The organism is Gordonia aichiensis, from assembly GCF_039946255.1.
In the GTDB taxonomy this organism is placed as follows: domain Bacteria; phylum Actinomycetota; class Actinomycetes; order Mycobacteriales; family Mycobacteriaceae; genus Gordonia; species Gordonia aichiensis_A.
This window is the reverse complement of the sequence record NZ_JBCDWL010000026.1, coordinates 40,338-60,748: the sequence shown is the minus strand read 5'-3', so window position 1 is coordinate 60,748 and position 20,411 is coordinate 40,338. Positions and strand designations below refer to the sequence as shown.

Annotated in this window: 20 protein-coding genes; 13 read left to right on the top strand and 7 right to left on the bottom strand. The window is 71.4% G+C overall.

The genetic code is table 11. The features are described from left to right. The coding region (locus tag AAFO60_RS20185) for an integrase core domain-containing protein (RefSeq protein WP_347958037.1) at window positions 1-126 on the top strand (126 nt) is incomplete at its 5' end. A 142-nt stretch (window positions 127-268) separates the two neighbouring features. On the opposite strand, the gene AAFO60_RS20180 is transcribed toward AAFO60_RS20185, so the two are convergent. Continuing rightward, complete coding sequence (locus AAFO60_RS20180) at window positions 269-682, bottom strand: TIGR03618 family F420-dependent PPOX class oxidoreductase (RefSeq protein WP_347958030.1); 414 nt, start codon at window positions 680-682, stop codon at window positions 269-271. Window positions 683-754: 72 nt separating this feature from the next. Between AAFO60_RS20180 and AAFO60_RS20175 the strand changes: the two genes are divergently transcribed. Genes AAFO60_RS20175 through AAFO60_RS20160 form a run of 4 tightly spaced genes read left to right on the top strand, consistent with a single transcriptional unit; the run spans window position 755 to window position 4,308 of the window. Next, window positions 755-1,504: an SDR family NAD(P)-dependent oxidoreductase gene (locus AAFO60_RS20175; protein WP_347958029.1), complete on the top strand. Its 750-nt coding sequence runs from the start codon at window positions 755-757 to the stop codon at window positions 1,502-1,504. Next, complete coding sequence (gene cbiE, locus AAFO60_RS20170) at window positions 1,501-2,775, top strand: precorrin-6y C5,15-methyltransferase (decarboxylating) subunit CbiE (protein WP_347958028.1); 1,275 nt, start codon at window positions 1,501-1,503, stop codon at window positions 2,773-2,775. The genes AAFO60_RS20175 and cbiE overlap by 4 nt, the downstream gene beginning before the upstream one ends. After that, on the top strand, window positions 2,772-3,581 hold the full coding sequence (gene cobM / locus AAFO60_RS20165) for a precorrin-4 C(11)-methyltransferase (RefSeq protein ID WP_347958027.1): 810 nt from the start codon (window positions 2,772-2,774) through the stop codon (window positions 3,579-3,581). The genes cbiE and cobM overlap by 4 nt, the downstream gene beginning before the upstream one ends. Beyond that, window positions 3,574-4,308, top strand: coding sequence for a cobalt-precorrin-6A reductase (locus AAFO60_RS20160; protein ID WP_347958026.1), 735 nt, complete (start codon window positions 3,574-3,576; stop codon window positions 4,306-4,308). Before cobM ends, AAFO60_RS20160 begins: the two co-directional genes overlap by 8 nt. Before the next feature lie 90 nt (window positions 4,309-4,398). Here AAFO60_RS20160 and AAFO60_RS20155 read toward each other — a convergent pair whose 3' ends face one another. From AAFO60_RS20155 to cobG, 3 genes are read right to left on the bottom strand one after another with little or no spacing between them, the layout of a single operon-like run. Then, a complete protein-coding gene (locus tag AAFO60_RS20155; protein ID WP_424327330.1) occupies window positions 4,399-5,886 on the bottom strand; it encodes a precorrin-2 C(20)-methyltransferase in 1,488 nt (495 codons plus the stop codon). 29 nt (window positions 5,887-5,915) lie between these two features. Continuing rightward, window positions 5,916-6,539 carry a precorrin-8X methylmutase gene (locus tag AAFO60_RS20150; RefSeq protein ID WP_347958024.1) on the bottom strand — a complete coding sequence of 208 codons (624 nt, stop codon included), beginning with the start codon at window positions 6,537-6,539 and terminating at the stop codon, window positions 5,916-5,918. 12 nt (window positions 6,540-6,551) lie between these two features. Next, on the bottom strand, window positions 6,552-7,730 hold the full coding sequence (cobG, locus tag AAFO60_RS20145) for a precorrin-3B synthase (protein ID WP_347958023.1): 1,179 nt from the start codon (window positions 7,728-7,730) through the stop codon (window positions 6,552-6,554). A gap of 198 nt (window positions 7,731-7,928) precedes the next feature. Between cobG and cobN the strand changes: the two genes are divergently transcribed. From cobN to AAFO60_RS20120, 5 genes are all read left to right on the top strand, one after another. After that, entirely contained in the window at window positions 7,929-11,564 is a 3,636-nt protein-coding gene (gene cobN, locus AAFO60_RS20140; RefSeq protein ID WP_347958022.1) for a cobaltochelatase subunit CobN, read from the top strand. A 640-nt stretch (window positions 11,565-12,204) separates the two neighbouring features. After that, window positions 12,205-12,765, top strand: coding sequence for an FxsA family protein (locus AAFO60_RS20135; RefSeq protein WP_347958021.1), 561 nt, complete (start codon window positions 12,205-12,207; stop codon window positions 12,763-12,765). Window positions 12,766-12,836: 71 nt separating this feature from the next. Then, window positions 12,837-14,450 carry an amidohydrolase gene (locus AAFO60_RS20130; protein ID WP_347958020.1) on the top strand — a complete coding sequence of 538 codons (1,614 nt, stop codon included), beginning with the start codon at window positions 12,837-12,839 and terminating at the stop codon, window positions 14,448-14,450. Between the two features lie 86 nt (window positions 14,451-14,536). Beyond that, window positions 14,537-16,114 carry an apolipoprotein N-acyltransferase gene (gene lnt, locus AAFO60_RS20125; protein ID WP_347958036.1) on the top strand — a complete coding sequence of 526 codons (1,578 nt, stop codon included), beginning with the start codon at window positions 14,537-14,539 and terminating at the stop codon, window positions 16,112-16,114. Beyond that, a complete protein-coding gene (locus AAFO60_RS20120; RefSeq protein WP_347958019.1) occupies window positions 16,095-16,892 on the top strand; it encodes a polyprenol monophosphomannose synthase in 798 nt (265 codons plus the stop codon). Before lnt ends, AAFO60_RS20120 begins: the two co-directional genes overlap by 20 nt. A gap of 92 nt (window positions 16,893-16,984) precedes the next feature. Here the strand turns inward: AAFO60_RS20120 and AAFO60_RS20115 are convergent, their stop codons facing one another. After that, window positions 16,985-17,329, bottom strand: a complete 345-nt coding sequence (locus AAFO60_RS20115; protein WP_347958018.1) for an RNA polymerase-binding protein RbpA — start codon at window positions 17,327-17,329, stop codon at window positions 16,985-16,987. A 181-nt stretch (window positions 17,330-17,510) separates the two neighbouring features. On the opposite strand from AAFO60_RS20115, the gene AAFO60_RS20110 reads away from it, so the two are divergent. Genes AAFO60_RS20110 through AAFO60_RS20100 form a run of 3 tightly spaced genes read left to right on the top strand, consistent with a single transcriptional unit; the run spans window position 17,511 to window position 18,927 of the window. Continuing rightward, a complete protein-coding gene (locus AAFO60_RS20110) occupies window positions 17,511-17,792 on the top strand; it encodes a hypothetical protein (protein WP_347958035.1) in 282 nt (93 codons plus the stop codon). A gap of 51 nt (window positions 17,793-17,843) precedes the next feature. After that, window positions 17,844-18,644: an adenylate/guanylate cyclase domain-containing protein gene (locus tag AAFO60_RS20105; RefSeq protein ID WP_347958017.1), complete on the top strand. Its 801-nt coding sequence runs from the start codon at window positions 17,844-17,846 to the stop codon at window positions 18,642-18,644. Window position 18,645: 1 nt separating this feature from the next. Beyond that, window positions 18,646-18,927, top strand: coding sequence for a hypothetical protein (locus AAFO60_RS20100; protein ID WP_347958016.1), 282 nt, complete (start codon window positions 18,646-18,648; stop codon window positions 18,925-18,927). 127 nt (window positions 18,928-19,054) lie between these two features. Here the strand turns inward: AAFO60_RS20100 and AAFO60_RS20095 are convergent, their stop codons facing one another. Next, entirely contained in the window at window positions 19,055-19,198 is a 144-nt protein-coding gene (locus AAFO60_RS20095) for a hypothetical protein (protein ID WP_347958015.1), read from the bottom strand. A gap of 123 nt (window positions 19,199-19,321) precedes the next feature. Further along, window positions 19,322-20,356 carry an LLM class F420-dependent oxidoreductase gene (locus AAFO60_RS20090; protein WP_347958014.1) on the bottom strand — a complete coding sequence of 345 codons (1,035 nt, stop codon included), beginning with the start codon at window positions 20,354-20,356 and terminating at the stop codon, window positions 19,322-19,324. Window positions 20,357-20,411: the final 55 nt, after the last annotated feature.

Genomic DNA, 20,411 nt, shown 5'->3' with positions numbered 1-20,411 from the left:
GAACACGAGAGGGAACAGGCCTACCAAACCTGGCTACACCACTACAATCATCACCGACCCCATACCGCGCTCGACGGCCTCACCCCGTCAACCCGCGTTCACAACGTATCGGGGAAGTACAGCTAGCGCCTCGGTCTACTCGACCAGCCTGGATTGCCCGTCTTCCACCCACCGGCCGATCCTGTTCTGTCGTCGTCCCCCTCAGGTTGGTCGAGTAGCCACCGAGCGCAGCGAGGCGGCGTATCGAGACCCCATGCCCCGCACTCGACTATTCAGCCCGACCGGCGAACATTCCCGCCGAGCCCAGCACGCGGGCGACATCCATCTCGATCACCACGCGGCGCGGGTTGGGCTTGGGCCGGCGGTAGCGGGCGGCGTAGCGATCTTCACCGTCGGCGACCGACTCGGCGTCGCGTCTGACCGTGATCGGCCCTTCGAAAGTCAGCCAGCGCGCCCCGTCGACGTGCGTCAGCGCACCGTACCCGCCGCGCTCGGCATTGCGGACCTTCTGCGATCCGTCGAACGTGATGACGCGCGCCTTCCCCGCCTGCGCGTCGAAGGTGAAGCCGACCGCCACCACGTGCGGGGTGCCGTCGGTTCGGGTGGTGGCGAGCGTGGCGAGGTGGTACTCGGTCAGCATCTGGAGGGCTTCGGGGGACAGGTCGTCGGTGGTGCGGCTCATGATCGACCACGATATCGTCCGCCCGATCGACCCACGCGCGGGCGACGGCCCCGTCCGGGCGATACTTCTTGGGTGGGAACGATCGTACTTTTCGGCGGACGCAGCGAGATCGGGGTGGCGACGGCGGCGCGCCTGGCCGCCGGCCACCGCGTCGTGTTGGCCGCACGCAGACCCGACGACCTCGACGCGCAGACCAGGACGCTCCTCGACGCGGGGGCCGCCGACGTGCACGCGGTCGCCTTCGACGCCGACGACGTAGCCGCCCATCCGGCGCTCATCGACTCGCTCGTCGCCCAGCACGGACCGATCGAGGTCGCGATCATCGCGTTCGGGATCCTCGGCGACGCCGCCCGCGCCGAAACCGAGGTGGCGCACGCGCTGCAGATCGCCCACACCGACTACTACGCGCAGATCAGCGTGATGACCCCGCTGGCCGCAGCTCTGCGTGAACAGGGGTCCGGGACCATCATCGTGTTCTCGTCGGTCGCCGGGGTGCGCGTCCGCCGCGCCAACTACGTCTACGGCTCCACCAAGGCCGGACTCGACGGCTTCGCCAGCGGGCTCGCCGACGCCCTGCACGGGTCGGGCGTCCGCCTGCTCCTGGCGCGTCCCGGCTTCGTGATCGGGGAGATGACCCGCGAACTGATGGCGTCGGGCGTCAAGCCCGCGCCCTTCTCCCGGACCTCCGATCAGGTGGCCGACGCCGTCGCTGCGGCCTACCGGAAGGGCAGGGGAGAGGTCTGGATCCCGGGCGTCCTGCGCCCGCTGTTCTTCGGGATGCGGTTGCTGCCACGCGCAGTGTGGCGAAGGCTGCCCCGATGACCGGCCGCTTCGTACCCGCTGGCTTCGTTCCCGCCCGCTTTGTGATCGTCGGCATCGGCGCCGACGGCTGGGACGGCCTCGCGGGACGGGCGCGCACCGCGCTCCTGGAAGCCAATACCGTCTACGGATCGGCCCGACAACTGGCCCTCCTCGACGACGCCGTCACCGCCGACCGCATCGCGTGGCGGTCCCCGATGTCTGCGCATCTGCGCGAACTGCTGACCGACCATTCCCCGGCCGATGATTCCCCGACTGGCGAGGCCCCCACGATCCACGTCCTGGCCAGCGGCGACCCGATGTTCCACGGTGTCGGCTCGTCGATCGTCAAGGCCGTCGGCCGCGACCGGGTGACGGTGATCCCGGCGCCGTCGAGCATCTCGCTGGCCGCCGCCGAACTCGGCTGGGATCTGGCGGGTACGAGGATCGTCAGCGCCGTCACCGCGCCGCCCGAAGCGGTGGTTCCCGAACTCAGCGACGGCGTCCGCATCCTGGTGCTCTCCCGCGACGGCAGCACGCCCGCCGCATTGGCCCGCATCTGCCGCGACCACGGCTTCGGCTGGACGACGATCACCGTCCTGGCGAACCTCGGCGGCCCCGACCAGCATCTTCGCGACGGGTTGGCCCGTACCTGGGACGACGCGCCGTCGGCGCCGCTGAACGTCGTCGCCCTCGACTGTGTGGGACCGGCGAGGTCGTCGGCTCCGGGTCTGCCCGACGACGATTTCGAGAACGACGGGCAGCTGACGAAGGTCACGGTCCGCGCCCTCACCGTGTCCGCGCTTCGTCCGGCGCCGGGCCAGCTGATGTGGGACGTCGGCGCCGGCTCCGGCAGCGTCGGCATCGAATGGCTGCGCGCCTCACGCGAGGGCCGCGTCATCGCCTTCGAAGCCGACGCGGGCCGCGCCGCCGCGCTCGTCCGCAACGCCGACCGGCACGGCGTCGGGCACCGCCTCACGCTCGCCGGGCCCGTTCCGGCGTCGTTGGCTCAGGCGCCCGATCCCGACACCGTCTTCCTCGGCGGCGGCGTGGACGCCGACGTGCTCGACGCCGCCTGGGGCGCACTGCTCCCGGGCGGGCGCTTGGTCGGCAATGCCGTCGCCGTCGAGACTCAGGAACTGTTCGTCGCCGCGCACCGCAGGCTGGGCGGCACGCTGACCCGCCTCGCGCCCGAGCACCACGCGGCCCTGGGCCGCCTGCACGCCTGGCGGCCGGCATTGCCGATCATTCAATGGGTGGCGGTCAAACCCGCCGCCGCACAGGAGGATTCGTGACCGTCTACTTCATCGGCGCCGGCCCGGGCGCGCCCGACCTGATCACCGTGCGAGGCGCCGAGATCCTCGGGCGCTGCCAGGTGTGCCTGTACGCCGGATCGCTGGTGCCGACCCAACTGCTCGACCGTCTGCCCGACGGCGCCGAGATCGTCGACACCGCACGCATGCCGCTCACCGAGATCGTCAACCGGCTGGTCCGGGCGCACCAGGCCGGGCACGACATCGCCCGCCTGCACTCGGGCGACCTCGCCCTGTATTCGGCGCTGACCGAGCAGATGCGACATCTGCGCGAATTCGACATCCCGTACGAGCTGGTGCCCGGCGTCCCCGCCTTCGCCGCGGCGGCGGCCGCCCTGGACACCGAGCTGACCGTCCCGGGCGTGGGCCAGAGCCTGCTGGTGACCCGGGTGTCGACCCTCTCGACCGACATGCCGCCGGGGGAGGACCTGGCGACTCTGGCGGCGACCGGCGTCACCTTGGCGCTGCACCTGGCCGCCCACCGCACCGAGCAGATCGCCCTGGAACTGGCGCCGCACTACGGCGCCGACTGTCCGACGGCGACCGTCGCGTTCGCCTCCCGCGACGATCAGCAGATCGTCCGCTGCCCGCTGGAACGGCTGCCCGCGGCGCTCGCCGAGGCGGGCATCACCAAGACCGCGGTCATCTTCGTCGGCCGCGTCCTGGACGCCGACGCGCACCCGGGGGGCACCGACAGCTACCTGTACTCGCACGCCCGAATGACGAAGCTGCGCAGTGACGAAGCGGCGCCGGACGCAGCCGCATACCGGGAGGACTGCCATGGCTGAGCCGCGCATCCTGATTCTGGGCGGCACCGGGGAGGCCCGTGCGTTGGCGCGTCTGCTCGACGACGCCGGCATCGACGTCGTCAGCTCGCTGGCCGGCCGGGTCGCGAATCCGCGGCTGCCGGTCGGACCGGTGCGGATCGGCGGTTTCGGCGGGCGGGCCGGGTTGGCCGACTGGATCGGTGCCAACGCGATCACGGCCGTCGTCGACGCCACGCACCCGTTCGCCGCGCGCATCACCCCGAACGCGGTCGCGGCGGCCGACGCGGCCGGCGTCCCGTATCTGCGTCTGGCTCGCCCGGCGTGGTCGCCGTCGGCCGATGACGTCTGGCTTCGGGTGCCCGACATCGCTTCCGCCGCCACTGAACTCGAGCGGCGCGGCGGCCGCGTCTTCCTCACCACCGGTCGCCAGGACGTCTCGGCGTTCGCCGACGTCGACGCCTGGTTCCTGATCCGCGTCGTCGACGAACCCGACGGACCGCTCCCGGCCCGCCATCAGCTCCTGCGCTCGCGCGGCCCCTACGATCTCGACGGTGAACTGGCCCTGCTGCGCGAGCACCGGATCGACGTGCTGGTCACCAAGAACAGCGGCGGCGACATGACGGTCGCGAAACTTCACGCCGCGCGCGCCCTCGGCATCCCGGTGATCGTCGTCGACCGCCCGGCAGAACCAGCCGGCATCACGCGAGTGACGTCGCCGCAGGCCGCATTCGACGCCGTCACCGGCTGATATCGCACCACTTGCACTGATATCGCACCACGTGTGTTCTGCGCACCTCGTCGCGACCGGGTGCGCAGAACGAAAGCGGTGCGATATCGCCTACTCGTAGCGGCGCGGGGTGTACACCAGGTCGCCGGCGGGGCGCTCGACGCGCCGCGTCATCGACGAGCCGACGATCAGCAGGGTGCGCATGTCGACGGTGCCTGGATCGAAATCGGCGGCGGTCGTGACGGTGAGCCGCTGGCCCGGGCCGCCGACGTCGCGGCCCTGCACGACGACGCGGTCGGCGGGCACCAGCTCGACGAGCAGTTCCTTGAGCCGGTTGATCTGCTCGACGCGCTTGGGGGAGGCCGGGTTGTAGATCGCGACCACCAGGTCGGCGGCGATCGCGTGCCGCAGCCGGTCCTCGATCACCGACCCCGGCTTGAGCAGATCCGACAGCGAGATCACCGCGAAATCGTGGCCGATCGGGGCGCCGACCGCCGCGGCGACCGCGTGCGCGGCGCTCACGCCCGGCACCACGCGCACCGGGACCCGTGCCCACCGCGGTTCGGCGGCCACCTCGACGACGGCGCTGGCCATCGCGAAGACGCCGGGGTCGCCGGAGGAGATGACGGCCACCCGAGCGCCGCGGGAGGCGAGGTCGAGGGCGAACTCGGCGCGCTCGGACTCGACCCGGTTGTCGCTGGCGTGCACCCGCTGACCCGGCCGTGCGACGACGCGGTCCACGTAGGTCTTGTATCCGACGAAGTCGGTGGCGGCGGCCAGTTCGGCGGCCACCTGCGGGGTCGTCTGATCCACCGGGCCGGGGCCCAGTCCGACGACCACCACCTCGCCGAGCGGCCGCTCACCGCCCGCGGTGAGCGGATTGTTGCGGCGACCGGGCACGACGATGAGCGAGAAGTACGGCACCGACGCCGGATCGACGTCGGCGACCTTCTCGATTCGCTGCCGTCCGGTGGACGCGCGCTCGACGTACCAGGCCTCGTCGAGTCGGCCGGCCGCGGCGAGCGCGTCGCGCACCTTGACGAAGGTGCGCCCCAGCTTCATCACCGCCAGTGCCTCGCCGGACCGGAAGCCGGCGATCAACTCGCCCGCCTCGGCGGTGCCCGGCAGCACGGTCAGCGTCTCCTCGCCCTCGACCAGCGGGATCCCCAACGCCGCCGACGCGGCGCTGACCGAGGTGACGCCGGGGATGATCTCGGCCTCGAACCGGTCGACGAGGCGCTTGTGCATGTGCATGTACGAGCTGAAGAACAGCGGATCGCCCTCGGCCAGCAGCGCGACGGTCCGCCCGGCCGCCAGGTGCGCGGCCAGCAGTTCGGCGCTCTCGGTGTAGAAGTCGGCCATCGCCCCCGCGTACCCGCCGGGATGGTCGGTCGTCTCGACCGTCAGCGGATACATCAGCCGCTCTTCGATCTGCCCCGCGCGCAGGTAGGGCTCAGCGACCGAGCGCGCGATCGAGTTCCCGTGCCGCGCACAGTGATAGGCGATCACATCGGCTTCGCCGATGATGCGGGCGGCCTTGACCGTCACCAGTTCGGAATCACCCGGACCCAGTCCGACGCCCCACAGCTTGCCGTTCATGCCCGTTCCCGTCTCGCTCATGCTCGCGTTCACTCCGCGGTGCTCGCGAGTGCGTTGATCGCGGCGGCGGTGATCGCCGATCCGCCCCGCCGACCGGTCACCGTGATGAACTCCAGGTCGGTGCGCTGCGAGAGCGCTTCGCACGATTCGGCGGCCCCGACGAAACCGACGGGCGCACCGACGATGGCCGCCGGACGCGGCCAGCCCTCGTCGATCAGGTCGAGCAGCGCGAACAGCGCGGTCGGGGCGTTGCCGATCGCGACGACCGCGCGCGGCAGATCCTCGCGCCAGTAGTGCAGGGCGGCGGCGGTGCGGGTGTTGCCGATCCGCTCCGCGAGTTCGGCGATGCCGGGCTCGCGCAGGTGGCAGCGGACGTCGTTGTCGGCGGGCAGGCGCAGTCGGGTGATCCCGGAGGCGACCATGTTGGTGTCGCAGAGGATCGGCCCGCCCGCGGCCAGCGCGGCGCGGGCCGACGCGACCACTCCGGGCGTGGCGACGACGTCGTCGACCAGGTCGGTCTGTCCACTGGCGTGGATCATCCGCACCACCACCGACTCCAGGTCGGCGGGCAGACCCGACAGGTCGGCTTCATCGCGGATCATTGCAAAGGACTGACGGTAGATCTCCGCACCGTCGCGGACGTACTCGCTCATGATGGCCTCAGATTACGCACCGGTGCCGGGCGCCGGGTCACCGGATCGATCGGTCCGGTAGTCGCCGCCGGGCACGGCGACCTTCCGCACGTGAGCGCCCGACGGGGCCCCGCAGCCGCGGTCGCAGCCGACCCAGTGCTCGCGTTCGCCGGGCGCCGACGCGTCGAGGCTGCCGAGGTGCACCAGCAGGTCCTCGCGCACGTCCGCATGGGACTTGGCGCAGCCGGGCGCGCCGGTGCAGGCGCTGAACCGGGTCCACGGACTGTTCGCGTCGAACGAGAAGCCGAGGGGAGCCAGCACCCGGACCACGGTCTCGGCGACGCCCTCGGACAGATCGGGGAGCAGGATCTCGCGTTGCGGGGTGAACAGGACCGGGCTGCCGACCGCGGCTGCGAACTGCGCCTGCCGGGCGGTGAGGCGTCCGAACTCGGTGACCGCGCCGAGCAGGACGCGCCCGTCGCTCTGGGTGAACCAGCCGACGGTCGGGCCGGCCGGTTCGCTCAGGACGTCGGGCCGGGGTGCGGTCCCGGCCCGGCCGCGTCCGGCGACGGTCTCCCGGACCGCGGCCCGCTCTGGTTCGGACAGTTCGCGGATGCGCCACTGGTCGTCGCGGCGCCGGTGGAAGGCCTCCGCGACCGTGAGCATCGCCGCGGGCAGCTCCGCCAGCGACACCACGCGGCCGGTCGGTCGGCCCGCGATCACCAGTTCGGCCTCCTGCGGGCCGACCGCGACCGCCAGGACGTCGACGTCGCGCGCGGCGACGTCGCCGCGACCGTCGTCGAAGCCGAACCAGAATCGGCCCGACAGCTCGCCGGTCCAGTCATGTCGGGCCAGGCGATCCTCCAGGTCGGCGACCGCGGGCCACAGGTCGGCCCGTCCGCCGATCCGGCCGCTCAGCGGCGAGACGACGATGTTGCGGACCCGGTCGTGCGCCCGGCCCGCGACCAGCCCGGCGTCGACGATGCGGTCGGCGAAGGCGGCGACGTCGTCGGCGCCGATCCCGCGGACCTGCAGATTGGCTCGGACGGTGATCTCCACGTGCCCGTCGCCCAGCTCGTCCGCGGCCGACGCCAAGGCCTCCAGGGCGGCCGGTTCGATACGCCCGCCCGACAGTCGGATCCGCGCCAGATGCCCGTCCGCGGCGGGGTGGGTGCGGAAGACTCCGGGACAGCGGTCGGCGGGTTTGTTCACCCCTCCAGCGTATGGCCTACAGTGAGTCCGAGCCTGTCCGCACGGAAGCCGGTTCGACTCCGGCACGGTCGCGCCACTGTGTGAGACGCCGATTCCCGTCTCGAGTCAGACCCGTCCCGGCAGGTGAGGCGTCGGTCCGCCGGACCGACGTGACCGCACGACGACGCCGGGCGCGCATCCCCGGCCAGGAGTACCGCTGTGATCACCCTGCTCTCCACGTCCGACACCGACCTGCGCACCGCCGCCACCTGCGGCGGCGACTACCGGGTCGCCAACCCGGCACGCACACTGGTCGACGATCTGCCCGCACTGCTCGACGGCACCGACCTGGTGGTGGTCCGACTGCTCGGCGGCAAGCAGGCGTGGGAGGACGGGCTGGCCGCGGTCCTGGCCGGACCGGCGCCGGTGGTGGTGCTCTCGGGCGAGCACAACCCCGACCCCGACCTGATGGCGTTGTCGACGGTGCCCGCGGGCGTCGCCGCGCAGGCGCACGGCTACTTCGTCGCCGGTGGCCGCGAGAACCTGCTGTCGGTGCACAACTTCCTCTCCGACACCGTGCTGCTGACCGGTCTCGGCTTCGACGCCCCCGTCGAGACGCCCGGCTGGGGCCGGCTCGAGCGCACCGCCGCCGATCTGCCCGAGGACGCGCCGCGGATCGGCGTCCTCTACTACCGCGCCCAGCATCTGGCGGGCAACAACGACTACGTCGCCGCCCTGTGCGAGGCGATCGAAGCCGCGGGCAGCCACGCCACCGGCATCTTCTGCGCCTCCCTGCGCACCGCTCCCGACGAGCTGATCGAGCATTTCGGCACCTATGACGCGCTCGTGGTGACCGTGCTGGCCGCCGGCGGCTCCACCCCGGCGCTGGCCTCGGCCGGCGGCGACGACGAGTCGTGGAACGTCGAGCGCCTCGCCGCCCTCGACATCCCGATCCTGCAGGGCCTGTGCTCCACCAGCTCGCGTGCCGACTGGGCGGCGAACGACGACGGCATGACCCCGCTCGACGTCGCCAGCCAGGTCGCCGTCCCCGAGTTCGACGGCCGCATCATCACCGTCCCGTTCTCGTTCAAGGAGTTCGACGACGACGGCCTGCCGTACTACGCCGCCGACGCCGAACGCTGCGCACGGGTGGCGGGCATCGCAGTGGCGCACGCCCGCCTGCGCTACATCGAGGCGGCCGACAAGAAGGTGGCGCTGCTGCTGTCGGCGTACCCGACCAAGCACGCCCGCATCGGCAACGCCGTCGGCCTGGACACCCCGCGCAGCCTCGTGCACCTGCTGCGCGCCCTGCGCAAGGCCGGGTACGACGTCGGCCCGGTCGACGGCGAGGACGCCGTGCCGGGCCTGGGCGCCGATCCCGATGCCGACGACCCCGACACCCTGATGCACGCGCTGATCGACGCCGGGGGACAGGACGCCGACTGGCTCACCGAGGAGTCCCTGGCGGCGAACCCGATCCGCGTCAGCGCCGCCGATTACACCGCCTGGTTCAACACCCTGCCCGAAGGCCTGCGCGCCGACGTCGTCGAGCACTGGGGCCCGCCGCCCGGCGAACTGTTCGTCGACCGCACCCACAATCCGGACGGCGATCTGGTGATCGCCGCCATGACCTTCGGCAACGTCGTCCTGCTCGTGCAGCCGCCCCGCGGCTTCGGCGAGAACCCGGTCGCGATCTACCACGATCCCGACCTCCCGCCGACCCACCACTACCTGGCCAGCTACCGCTGGCTCGCCTCGCGCACCGACCGCGACGGCTGGGGGTTCGGCGCGGACGCCGTCGTGCACATCGGCAAGCACGGCAACCTCGAATGGCTGCCGGGCAAGATGGTCGCGATGTCGGCCGAGTGCGGCACCGACGCCGCGCTCGGCGACCTGCCGCTGATCTACCCGTTCCTGGTCAACGACCCGGGCGAGGGCACGCAGGCCAAGCGTCGCGCGCACGCGGTGCTCATCGACCACCTGATTCCGCCGATGGCGCGTGCCGAGAGCTACGGCGACATCAACCGTCTGGAGCAGCTGCTCGACGAGCACGCCAACATCTCCGCGCTCGACCCGGCCAAGCTCCCGGCCATCCGCCAGCAGATCTGGACGCTGCTGACCGCCGCCAAGATGGACCAGGATCTGGGCCTGGCGCAGCGCCCCGACGAAGAGATCTTCGACGACATGCTGCTCGACGTCGACGGCTGGCTGTGCGAGATCAAGGACGCAGCCATCCGCGACGGCCTCCACGTGCTCGGCCAGGCGCCCGACGGCGAGATGGAGGTCGACCTGGTCCTGGCGATGCTGCGTGCCCGCCAGCTGTGGGGCGGCGCGCAGACGCTGCCCGGGCTGCGCGAGGCCCTCGGTCTGGCCGAGAACGAGTCGGCACGCGCCGACGTCGACCGGGTCGAGACCCTGGCGCGCGAGCTGGTCAGCGCCTGCGCCGCGGGGGACTGGAGCGCCGAGGCCGTCGCCGCTGCGGCCGCCGGTCATCCCGCCGACGTCGCGAAGATCCTGACCTTCGCCGGCACCGAGGTGATTCCGCGGCTGCGCGCCACCACCTGCGAGATCGACCGCGTGCTGCACGCCCTCGCCGGCGGCTTCATCCCCGCCGGCCCGAGCGGTTCGCCGCTGCGCGGGCTGATCAACGTCCTGCCGACCGGCCGCAATTTCTACTCGGTCGATCCCAAGGCCGTCCCGTCGCAGCTGGCCGCCGAGACCGGTCGGGCGATGGCCGACTCGCTGATCGAGCGGTACCTGGCCGATCACGGCGAGTACCCGCGCTCGGTCGGCCTGTCGGTGTGGGGGACCAGCGCCATGCGCACCTCCGGCGACGACATCGGCGAGGTCTTCGCGCTGCTGGGCGTCACCCCGGTGTGGGACGAGGGCTCGCGCCGCGTCGTCGACCTGGAGCTGATTCCCCTCGAGGACCTCCGCCGGCCGCGCATCGACGTGACCGTCCGCATCTCGGGCTTCTTCCGCGACGCCTTCTCGCACGTGGTGGCGATGATGGACGACGCGGTGCAGTTGGCCGCGAACGCCGACGAGCCCGACGAGCAGAACTTCGTCGCCGCCCACGCCCGCGCGGCGCTCGCCGAGCACGGTGACGCCCGCCGCGCCACCACCCGCGTCTTCGGCTCCCGGCCGGGCACGTACGGCGCCGGCCTGCTGCAGTTGATCGACTCCAAGCAGTGGCGCACCGACGAGGATCTGGCCGCGGTGTACACCGAGTGGGGCGGCTACGCCTACGGGCGCGGCCTCGACGGGGTCGCCGCGGTCGACGACATGCGCGCCGCCTACCGGCGGATCGCGGTCGCGGCGAAGAACACCGACACCCGCGAACACGACATCGCCGACTCCGACGACTACTTCCAGTACCACGGCGGCATGGTCGCGACCGTCCGGGCGCTCACCGGTTCCTCGCCCGAGGCGTACATCGGCGACTCGACCCGGCCGGACTCGGTCCGCACCCGGACCCTCCACGAGGAGACCTCGCGGGTGTTCCGGGCACGCGTGGTGAACCCGCGCTGGCTGGCCGCGATGCGCAAGCACGGCTACAAGGGCGCTTTCGAGATGGCCGCGACGGTCGACTACCTGTTCGGCTACGACGCCACCACCGACGTCGTCGCCGACTGGATGTACGAGCAGCTCACCGAGCAGTACGTGCTCGACGACACCAACCGCGAGTTCCTCGACAACGCCAACCCGTGGGCCCTGCACGGCATCACCGAACGACTCCTGGAGGCCGTGGAGCGCAAGATGTGGCACGAGCCCCCGGCCGAACTGCTCGACGAGCTCAAGCGCGTCTACCTGGAGGCCGAAGGCGACATCGAGGCGCGGTCGGAGACCGAGTAGCCTCTCGAGATCTCGACACGCTCGCTCTCTCAGCCGGCGTCGCGCGCCCTCAGGCAGCACCTCCGCCTGCGGCGCTCGTCTCTCAGGTGGCTTCTCTGCCTGCGGCGCACGAGCCTCCCCGGGCAGCCTCTCTGCTTGCGGCGCGTGAGCCTTCCCCGGGCAGCCTCTGTCTGCGGCGCGTGAGCCTTCCCAGGCAGCCTCTCTGCCTGCGGCGCGTGAGCCTTCCCCAGGGTGGTCGAGTAGGCCGAGGCGCTAGCCGAGGCCGTATCGAGACCCCGCACCGAGATCTCGATACGCTCGCTCACTTCGTTCGCGGGCTACTCGATCAGCCTATGGGTCGGGCTCGTCTGAAGGTGGTGGCTCTGCCTGTGGTCGGGCTCGTCTCTCTGCCTGCGTCGCGTGAGCTTCCCCAGGGTGGTCGAGTAGGCCGAGGCGCTAGCCGAGGCCGTATCGAGACCCCGTACGAGGATCTCGATACACTCGCTCACTTCGTTCGCGGGCTACTCGATCAGCCTGGGTCGAGCTCGTCACCCGGTGGTGGCTCAGCCTGTGGCTCCCGCCCATCTACCCCGGGAGCAAAAACGGACGGTCGTTCGTTGGAACGGTAGACGCCCTGACCGATGCCTCGAGAGGACCTCCCATGCGCTACATCTTCGTCGGATACGTGGTCGCCGAGATCGCGGCCTTCTGGGCGATGGTGCACTTCCTCGGCTTCGCCTGGGCCTTCCTCATCACGATCCTGGCGGCCGGGGTCGGCTACGTCGTGCTGGCGAAACGGGCGCGCAGCCTCGGGACCGACATGCGCAAGGCCATGCGGCAGGAGATCGCCCCCGGTGAACCGCTGACCGACACGGCGCTGTTCGGCGTCGCCGCACTGCTGACGATCCTGCCGGGCGTCGTCTCGACCGTGGTCGGTCTGCTGATGCTGACCCGCCCGGCCCGCAAGGCGCTGCGGCCCGTGGTCGCGGCGACCGCCGCGCGGCGCGCGACGCTGATGTCGCAGCGGATGACCGTCATCGACCTGGGCGGGGGCCCGGCCGGTGGACGCGGCTTCGGATTCGGCGACCCCGGGTATGTCGACGGCACCGTGGACGGGACCGTCGTCGACTCCACCACGACCGTCGTCGACACCACCGTCCGCAACCCCGACGGGACGGTGCGCCTCGACATCCCGGAACTGCCACCGCACCGCGATCACTGACCGCGGGCTGAGGGACACATCACCCGGTGGCGGGCGGCGCCGCAGCCCGCAGGTCTGGGAGAATGGCCGACGTGACGACGCAGCTGCTCCTCGGAGGCATGGTCTACTCTTCACCGGCGGCGCCCGACGCCACGGCGATGGCGGTGACCGACGGAACGATCGTATGGGTGGGGTCCGACGATGTGGGCCGCGCCCTTCATCCCGACGCCGAGATCGTTGACCTGGGCGGCCGGTTCGTGAGTCCGGCGTTCGTCGACGCCCACGTCCATCTGACCGACACCGGTATCGCGCTCGGCGGGCTCAACCTGACCTCGGCGCGCACCCGCTCGGAGTGCCTGCGCCAGTTGGCCGACCATCTGGCCGAACACGACGACGACTTCGTCTGGGGCCTGGGGTGGGACTCGTCCGCCTGGCCCGCCGACAGCCCCGAGGGGTTGCCGCCGACGACCTCCGACATCGACCGGATCGCCGGGAACCGCCCGGTGTACCTGGCGCGCATCGACGAGCACTCGGCCGCGGCGTCGAGCGCCTTGCGCGACATGGTGCCCGGCCTGGCCTCCGCGCAGGGCTTCTCGGCGGAGGAGCCGCTGATCGCCGACGCCCACCACCGGGTGCGGACCACCGCCCGCGGGCTGATCAGTCCGGCGGCGCGGCGGCGCGCACAGCTCCGTGCGCTCGACCATGCGGCGTCGCGCGGCGTGGTCTCCGTGCACGAGAACGGCGGCCCCGAGATCAGCGGCCTGGACGACTTCCGCTCGATCGCAGACCTCGACCACGGGGTCGGCGTGCGCCGCTACTGGGGTGAGGCCGCCGCCTCGGTCGACGAGGTCCGGGCCATCCTGGACCGCACCGGTGCGCACGCCATCGGCGGCGACCTGTTCGTCGACGGCGCCTTGGGTTCGCACACCGCGTGGCTGCGCGAGCCGTACGCCGACGCGCCGGACGCGACCGGCGTGACCTACCTCAGCGAGCAGGTCATCCTCGACCATCTGCGAGCCACCACGACGGCCCGGGTGCAGGCGGGCTTCCACATGATCGGCGACGCCGCCGCCGATGCCGTCGCGCGGGCGATGACGATCCTGGCCGACGAGCTCGGCACCCCCGCACTCGCGCGCTGCGTCCACCGACTCGAACACGCCGAGATGGTCACCCCCGAGCAGGCGGAGATCTTCGCCCGGTGCGGCACCGTCGCCAGCATGCAGCCGCTGTTCGACGACGCCTGGGGTGGCCCGGACGACCTGTACGCGGCCCGCCTCGGCGAGCGGGGAGGCGGGCTCAACGACTTCGCCATGCTCGCCAAGGCCGGTGTCTCCCTGGCCTTCTCGAGCGATTCACCGGTGTGCGCCATCGACCCGTGGGCCACGGTGCGGGCCGCCGCGAACCACCGGACCGCCACCAGCTCGATCTCCCCGCGGGCGGCGTTCGCGGCCGCCACGCGCGGCGGCTGGCGGGCCGCCGGCGTCAACGACGGCCTCACCGGCACCCTGGTGCCCGGCGCCCCCGCGCACTACGCGGTCTGGGAGGTCGACGAGATGGTGGTCGCCGCGTCGTCGAAGGACGTGCAGCGCTGGTCGACCGATCCGCGGTCGCGCGTCCCCGCGCTGCCGGACCTGCGCCCGGGCGCCCGCCTCCCCGAATGCGTCCGCACGGTCGCCGACGGGCAGACGATCTTCGAGCGCCCGTGACGCTGACCGCGGAACGGACCGATCCGCCGACCACCGCCGTCCGGTGGTGGCATCGGGTGCTGGTGGCCGCGGTCGCCGGCGGGCTCATGTATGCGGCGTTCCCACCGCATCAGCACGTGTGGTGGTTGGCGCCGGTCTCGCTCGGTCTGCTGTATGCGACGCTGACCGTCGGTCGGCCGTCGGTCCGCAGCTGTGCCGGCACCGGGTTCGTCTTCGGGCTGGCGTTCTTCGTGCCGCTGCTCCCGTGGATCGGGGAGTACGTGGGACCGCTGCCGTGGCTCGCGTTGGCCGCCGTGATGGCGGCCTACCTCGCCCTGTTCGGCGCGGTCGCCGCGGTGACCATGCGCCTGCGGTGGCGGCCGCTGTGGTTCGCGTTGAGCTGGGTGAGCGTCGAGGCCCTCCGGTCCGCCTTCCCGTTCGGCGGATTCCCGTGGGGTCGCACCGCGTTCAGCCAGGTCCAGGGCTGGTACCTGCCGCTGACGTCGGTGATCGGGGTGCCCGGCGTGTCGTTCGTCATCGCGCTCAGCGGTGCCGCGGCCGCCTCCCTGATCGTCCGGGTCGTCGGCCGTCGAACCGTGACCCCGCGAACCGCGCCCCTGCGAACCGTGACCGTCGCGCTCGCAGCGACGGCGGTCGTGCTGCCGCTGGTCGGGGGCGCGCTCGTCTCGATCCTCGGCAGCCCGTTCACCACCGAGACCGGCCGCGTGGAGGTCGCCGCGATCCAGGGCAACGTGCCCCGTCTTGGCCTGGACTTCAACGCCCAGCGGCGAGCGGTCCTGGACAATCACGTCCGCGAGACGCTGCGGCTGGCCGAGCAGGTGAACGACCGCACCCGGCCCGCACCCGACCTGGTGCTGTGGCCCGAGAACGCCGCCGACGCCCCGCCGACCGTCTACCCCGATTCAGCGGCGAGCATCCGGGCCGCGGTGAGCGCCGTCGGCGCCCCGATCGCCTTCGGCACGTGGCTGCCGATCGAGGGCGGCGGCGCGACCAACACCGTTCTCCTGTGGGGTGAGCACGACGGCTTCGCCGATCCCGAACCGTCCGGACGGTACGACAAGCACATCATTCAACCGTTCGGCGAGTACCTCCCGTGGCGCAGCTTCTTCCGCCTCTTCTCCTCGTACGCCGACCGCGCCGGTGATTTCCGTCCCGGCACCGGGCCCGCCGTGCTGACCGCCGACACCCGGAACGGTCCGGTGACGATGGGCGTGGCGACCTGCTGGGAGGTCGCCTTCGACGAGGCCGCGCAGCAGTCGGTCCGCGAGGACGCCCAGTTCCTGTTCGTGCCCACCAACAACGCCACCTTCGGCAAGACCGACATGACCTACCAGCAGCTGGCGATGTCCCAGGTGCGGGCGGTGGAGACCGGTCGCAGCGTCGTCGTCGCCGCGACCAGCGGGGTCAGCGCCCTCGTGGCGCCGGACGGCTCGCTCATCGACGAGAGCCAGATCTTCACCCCGGACATCCTGCAGACCGCCCTGCAGCTGCGCTCGGGGCAGACCCCGGCGGTGCGCCTCGGGCCGTGGCCCCAGCGCCTGATCGTCCTGGCCACCGTGATCGGATTTTTGTACGCGCTGCGGGGACGCATTAGCCTCGATGTGTTAGCCGGTCGGAGGGAACCGGCCACGACGAAGGAGCACGATGGCAAGCAGGGACTCTGAATCGCGCACCGGCGACGTCGGAGGCGGCATCGTCGGAGGTGGCGGCGAGAACGCTCTCGTGGTGATCCCGACGTTCAACGAGCGCGAGAACCTGCCGATCATCGTCGGACGACTGCTGTCGGCGCAGCCCGGCATCCACGTGCTCATCGTCGACGACTCGAGCCCGGACGGCACCGGTGAGGTGGCCGACGGGTTGGCCGCCGACGACGCCGCGGGGCGCATCCACGTGATGCACCGGACCGTCAAGGACGGTCTCGGCAAGGCCTACCTCGCCGGTTTCGCCTGGGGGCTCGAGCGCGACTACGCGGTCATCGTCGAGATGGACGCGGACGGCAGCCACGCCCCCGAGCAGCTGCATCGGCTGCTCGAGGCCGTCAACGACGGGGCCGACCTGGTGATCGGCTCGCGGTACGTCCCCGGCGGGCGGCTGGTGAACTGGCCCAAGCGCCGCGAGTTCCTGTCGAAGGGCGCCAACACCTATGCGCGACTGGCGCTCGGCGCCAAGGTCAAGGACATCACCGCCGGATACCGCGCGTTCCGGCGAGAGGTACTGCAGAAGATCGGCCTCGACCAGGTCGAATCGGCGGGCTACTGCTTCCAGATCGACCTCGCGTGGCGCACGCTGCGCAACGGTTTCACCATCCGGGAGGTGCCCATCACCTTCACCGAACGCGAGATCGGGGAGTCGAAGATGGACGGGGGAGTGATCGCCGAATCCTTCCTCAACGTCGCGCGGTGGGGAGTCCAGGGACGCCTCGACCGGCTCCGCGGGCGCTGAGCAGGCGGGCGCGCAGGACTGAGGCTGCACAGACGGCGGCGGCCCCGGGATACGAGATCCCGGGGCCGCCGCCGTCTGCATCGGAGCGTCGGTCAGGAACCGCCGCCGCGACGACGCTGCTTGAGCAGGTCCAGGCGCTCGGCGAGGAGCACCTCCAACTCCTCTTCCGAACGACGTTCGAGCAGCATGTCCCAGTGCGTGCGCGGCGGCTTGCCCTTCTTCTCTTCGGGCGCCGCGCCCTCGAGGAGCTTGCCCTCCATGCCGTTCTTGCACGGCCAGGTGCCGGGGATCTCGGCGTCATCGGCGAACGGGATGTCGAAGATCTCGCCGTTGTCCGTGCGGTACTGGACGAGCCGACGCGGTGCGAGGTCGTGGTCGCGGTCGGTCTCGTAGCTCACCGCTCCGAGCCGGCTGCCACGCAGGACTCGATCTGCCATGAAGTCTTCCTCTCAAAGGGTCGGGTGATCGGTACCATTCTACGCGGTTCGGGCCGCCGCTCGCCCCGCGCGGTACCGTCGTGGGGTGTCTGAATCCCCGGTCACCGAACCTGATGCGCCGTCGGGCGCCGAACCACGGTCGCGCAGGCGGCCGTATGCCTGTGCCTGGTGCGGACGCCAGATGGTCGATTCGGAACGGGGACGCAGGCGCAAGTACTGCAAGCGATCGTGCCGCCAACGCGCCTACGAACAGAGAACGCTCGTGGAGGGCACCTCTATTCCCGCCGACGCGGTGATCCTCACCCCGGCGGAAGCCGAGGGCCTGGGCGATCGGATGTTCGCGCTGCGCTGCGCGGCCGAGGACCTGACCACGGCGTTGCAGGAGAAGGCCGACCACGACTGCCTGGCCGATCTCGCCGCCGAAGTGCTGCGACTGGCGCACGAGGCCGAACGGCTGCGCTGACCGGACTGCGGCGCCGAACGCCGACACCGCCAGTGCCCTACGATCGGTGAGGTGAACGACGAACGCCGCGATGAGGACGGACCCGGCGGCCCCCTGCAGCGCGCCGGTGAGCTCCTGGCCCGCACCGACGAGAGTTCCGCGGCGATGCGAGCCGCGCAGTTGGCACGGCGACTGGCCCCGGTGGGCGACCGATTCCCCGCCGCCGACCGGACCTCCGACCGGGTCGCGCGACTGTTCACCGAGGTTCGGCCCGACCGGCCCAGCGCCGTACGCGAGTTGGGGTTGGCGTCGGTCGCGGTGTGGCAGTCGCTCATCGAGCATCGTCGCGCCGAACCCGCGGGACCGGTGCCCGCGACCATCCTGTTCACCGATCTCGTCGGCTTCTCCTCGTGGGCGCTGCGCGCAGGCGACGACCAGGTGCTCGAACTCCTGGCCGCGGTGAACGAGGCGTGCGAGCAGGTGATCGCGGCGCACGGCGGAAAGGTCGTCAAGACGCTCGGCGACGGCACGATGGCGGTCTTCTTGGACGCGGGGGAGGCGATCGCCGCGGCGCACGAGGCGGTCGGGGCGGTGAGCGCCATCGTGATCGGCGAGTTCCGGCCGGCCCTGCGCGCCGGCCTGCACACGGGAATGCCCCGCGCGGTCGGTTCAGACTATCTCGGCGTCGACGTGAACATCGCGGCGCGGGTCTGCGACGGAGCCGGCGGCGGCGAGGTGTACGCGAGCGAAGCCGCTCTGGCCCAGGTCGATCTCGCGGACTACGTGATCCGTCGACGGCGCTTCAAGGCCAAGGGCGTGCCGCGGGAGCTGCAGGTGTTCCGCGTGCTGCCGCGCTACACCACGCCGGTGTGAGATGCCCTTCGACGACGACGAACTCGAGGAGTACTACCGGCGCATCGAGGCGGGGACGCGGGCGGCCGCCGCGAAACCGCGCCGACGACCGCGAGTCGTCCCCGTCGCCGGGTTGCGGTGTCCGACGCCGGAGAAGATCGCCTACCCGACATCGGCCGCCGTCGCCGGCGCGATCTTGGCGATCGCCCGCGATTCGAACGGCCGAACGACTCTGCGGTCGTACGAATGCTCCTGTGGTGCATGGCATCTGACCAGCGGCGTCCCCCGGCCACCGGCTCGCTGAAACACCGGCTCGCTGAAGCACTGGCCCCTGAAGCACTGGCCCCTGAAGCACCGACACCGCTGAAACAGCGAGGGACCCCGTCGGATCTCCGACGGGGTCCCTCGCTGTCTGCCTAACGGAGCGGTACTCAGGCGGCTCCGAGCACTGCGATCGGCGAGTTGCCGAGTTGCAGGCTCAGGCGCTCGTTGGCGCTCTGGTTCATTCGTGCGGCGATCCGGCGCGCGTAGTCACGGACGGCGGACACAAAGGTCGGGCTGGTGCGGTTACGCATAGTGGAACCCTCCTCAGTTCGTTGCGGTCCATATATTTGTAACCTTTCGGCAAGGTGAAGTCAAGCTCCATTAGATTCAAGTTAACTTTCCGTTCACCTTGTCCAGCCTGAGTTCACCTTCGGTCAGGACACGAGTGACGCGAGTCTCTCCACCTCGGCGACCGAGCCGGGCGAGACGAGCATGGTCGTCACGCCGGCGTTCTCCCACTCGGTGATCTTGCGGCGGACGTGCGCCTCGTCGCCGACGATGGCCGAGTCGTCGACCACGGCGTCCGGGATCACCCGGGCCGCCTCGTCCTTGCGTCCGGACCGGAACAGTTCGGTCACCTCGTCGACCAACTCGCCGTAGCCCATCCGGCGATAGACCTCGGCGTGGAAGTTGGTGTCCTCACTGCCCATGCCGCCCATGTAGAGGGCGAGGAAGGGCTTGATCGCCGCGTAGGCGGCCTCGGTGTCGTCGGTCAGGACGATCTGCGCGACCGCCGCGATCTCGAAGGTCTCCCGCGTGTGGCGGGCGCCGGGCCGAGCGAAGCCCTCGTCGAGCCAGCCGTTGTATTGATCGGCCATCCGCGGCGTGAAGAACAGGGGCAGCCAGCCGTCGGCGATCTCGGCGGCGAGCGCGATGTTCTTGGGGCCCTCGGCGCCGAGGAGGATCGGGATGTCGCGCCGCAGCGGATGGACGATCGGCTTGAGCGCCTTGCCCAGGCCGGTCGCGTCGGCGCCGTCGTACGGCAGCGGGTAGTGCGGACCGGCGCTGGTGACCGGAGCCTCTCGCGCCCAGACCTGACGCATGATGTCGATGTACTCGCGGGTGCGGGCGAGCGGCTTCGCGAAACGCTGACCGTACCAGCCCTCCACCACCTGCGGGCCCGAGACGCCGAGCCCCACGACGTGACGGCCGCCGGAGAGATGATCGAGGGTCAGGGCCGCCATCGCGCAGGCGGTGGGGGTGCGTGCGGACAGCTGCAGCACGGAGGTGCCGAGCTTCAGCCGCTCGGTCGACGAGCCGTACCACGACAGCGGCGTGTAGGCGTCCGAGCCCCAGGCCTCCGCGGTGTACACCGAGTCGAACCCCGAACGTTCGGCGGCGGCGACCAGTTCGCGATGACCGGCGGGCGGCTGTGCGCCCCAGTATCCGAGTTGCAGACCAAGTTTCATAGATCGAGGCTACCTGTGACCGAGCGCTCGTTCTCGGCGGTTGCGGCAGCCGGGC